We start from the raw sequence: 2314 nt of genomic DNA on the forward strand, positions 1-2314 counted from the left end.
GTACGCGGGCGGCTCGCCGCCCACCCGGCGCTGGCCGCGCTGGCCGAGCCGCCCGCGTACCCCGAGGTGTTCGCGCCCTGGCTGGCGCTGACGCCGCGGGTCGGTTACGCGCTGGAGCATCTGCTCGGCGCGACCCCGCCGCCCGGTGTGGACATCGGCGCGCTGGTGAGCGCGGCGGCCGAGGAGGCCGGCGACGCGGCCGCCGGGCAGGTGCCCTGGGGTGACCTGCACCGGTTGGCGCTGTGGCGGGCGCTGCCCGGCGCGGACGCCGGGTCCGGTCCCCGGCTCGACGGTGACCACGACTGCGTGCTGGCCACCTCCAGCGTGCCCGGGGTCACCCACTGGTGCCTGCGGGGGCCGGCGGCGCGCTTCGTCTGGGACCTGGCCCGCCGCAGCGACAGCCGGTGGGTGGTCCCGCTGGGCGCGTGCGGGGTGCCCGGCGACCCGCACCACGACGACCAGAGCCGCGCCTGGCTGGCCGGGGAGCTGCTACCGGTCGTCACCGACTGGGAGCAGCTGACGCAGGAGCGGGACTGACGGCACCGGCCGCCGCCCGGGGTGCCCGAGGCGCCCCCGGCGACGGCCGGCCACAGTGGCGTCAGCGCAGGCCGAACGCCCTGGTGATGCGCTGGCTCACGGTGTTGCCGGCGGCGTCGCGCGCGGTGGTGCGCAGGCTCACGAAGCCGGCCGTCGCCGGTGCGGCCAGCGAGGTACGCCAGCCGTCGCCGTGCCGGGTCAGCCGCTGCTTCTGCCAGCTCGCCCCGTCGTCGTAGGACACCTCCACCGTCACCGCGCCGACAGTGCCGCTGACGTCGGGCAGGTGGGAGGCGACCACGGTCAAGGGTGCCCGCCGCGCCGCCCGGCCGGCGGCGTCGATGTCCACCTGGTAGTCCAGCTGGATCATCGGCAGCACCTCGGCCGACTCCTCCCCCGTCACCGCCGAGGTGAAGGCCCACTCGGTGCGGGTCTGCCGGGAGTACGGGTTGCTCCAGGCGGCCCGGTCGTTCTCCACCACCAGCCGGTACGGCAGCCGCTGAGACGCCAGCCCGGAGACCTGGAGGTACTCGGCGTTGCCCCAGTTCAGCTCCTGGTCACCCTGGTAGAGGGTGGTCCGGTTGACCATGTCGTAGTTGGCGTACGCCTCACCGATGTGACCGCCTCCGTCGCCCCACCCGGGTGCGGGCAGGTAGACGGTGTCCAGGTATCGGACCGGCACGTAGCCGCCACCCATCCGGGGGCGCTGGATCGGCCCGAACCAGGTGACGGCGCTCGGCTTGCCCGCCGGGTAGGTCGTCACCGCCTGCAGGTGCTGACCGGTCTCGCCGGCGATGAACGCGTCGTCGATCCACCGCTGGTCGGCGCTCACCCAGTCGGTTCGCCGGCCCTGCGCCGGGGCCGGCTCCTGGTTGCTGGACGCCCACCCGCGCCAGACGTCGGTGCGGAACTCCAACGCCTTGCCCTGCCGGTAGTTGCGGAACTCCACGTCGACCCGGGCCAACTGCCGCTTCGTGGGCCGGTAGGTGGGGTCGGCCGGCACCGTGCCGGACCAGTGGTGCGCCACGTCGTACAGGTAGCTGGTCTCCGGGTGCGACTCGACGGTGAGCCGCACCGCGCCGCGCTCCAGCGCGGCGATGAGCTGCCCACCCTCGTCCGCGCCGAGCGTGGCCACTGTCACCGGGGCCGGGCTCTCCGGGCTCCACGCGAACTCGTCCCAGGGCTGCAGCCGACCGATGCCGTCGTTCACCACGAGCAGCAGCTTCGCCCCGGCCGCCGCGGCGGCCCGCGCCTGGGTGGCGATGTCGACGCTGTCACTGCGGCGCACCACCACGGCCCGGTCCCGGACCGGCCGGTTGGCCAGCCCCGCCGCCGACGCGTCAGCGACATAGACCGCGTCCAGCTGACGACGACCGGCCGGCAGCGCCGGGGTGGCCCGCTTCACCAACAGATCGTCGTACGAGCGACCGCCCGCCGAGACGGTCAACGCCGGCTGCTCCAGCCGCCACCGGGCGCCGAACTCGAACTCGCCGTCGGTGACCGGACGGCTCGTCGGCAACGCCCACATGCTGTCGTACGAGTCGTCGGGCAGCACCTGACTCTCGGTGAGACCGTTCTTCGTGGACCGGTGGATGTCCATCCGCAGCGCACTGGCGGTGGCCTCCTGCGGCACCCGGGCCTGCACCTGCCGGGCGGCACGCGCGTCCAGGGTGACGGTGCGGTCGGTGTCCAGGTTGACGTCGGTGAAGCTGAGCATCGCCATGCCCTTGGAGTGCGGCCCGTGCACACCGCGCACGTCCGCGGAGATCCAACCGTTCCA

1 protein-coding gene and 1 pseudogene are annotated in these 2314 nt (G+C 74.3%); one reads left to right on the top strand and one right to left on the bottom strand.

Annotation, left to right across the window (positions count from 1 at the left end; genetic code table 11):
* The coding region (locus KBX53_RS30060; RefSeq protein ID WP_210863057.1) for a penicillin acylase family protein at positions 1-537 on the top strand (537 nt) is incomplete at its 5' end.
* Positions 538-598: 61 nt separating this feature from the next.
* Here the strand turns inward: KBX53_RS30060 and KBX53_RS30065 are convergent.
* Positions 599-2314: pseudogene (locus KBX53_RS30065) on the bottom strand (serine protease); the annotation flags it as partial.

Source organism: Micromonospora sp. M51, from assembly GCF_018070305.1.
Taxonomy (GTDB): domain Bacteria; phylum Actinomycetota; class Actinomycetes; order Mycobacteriales; family Micromonosporaceae; genus Micromonospora; species Micromonospora parva.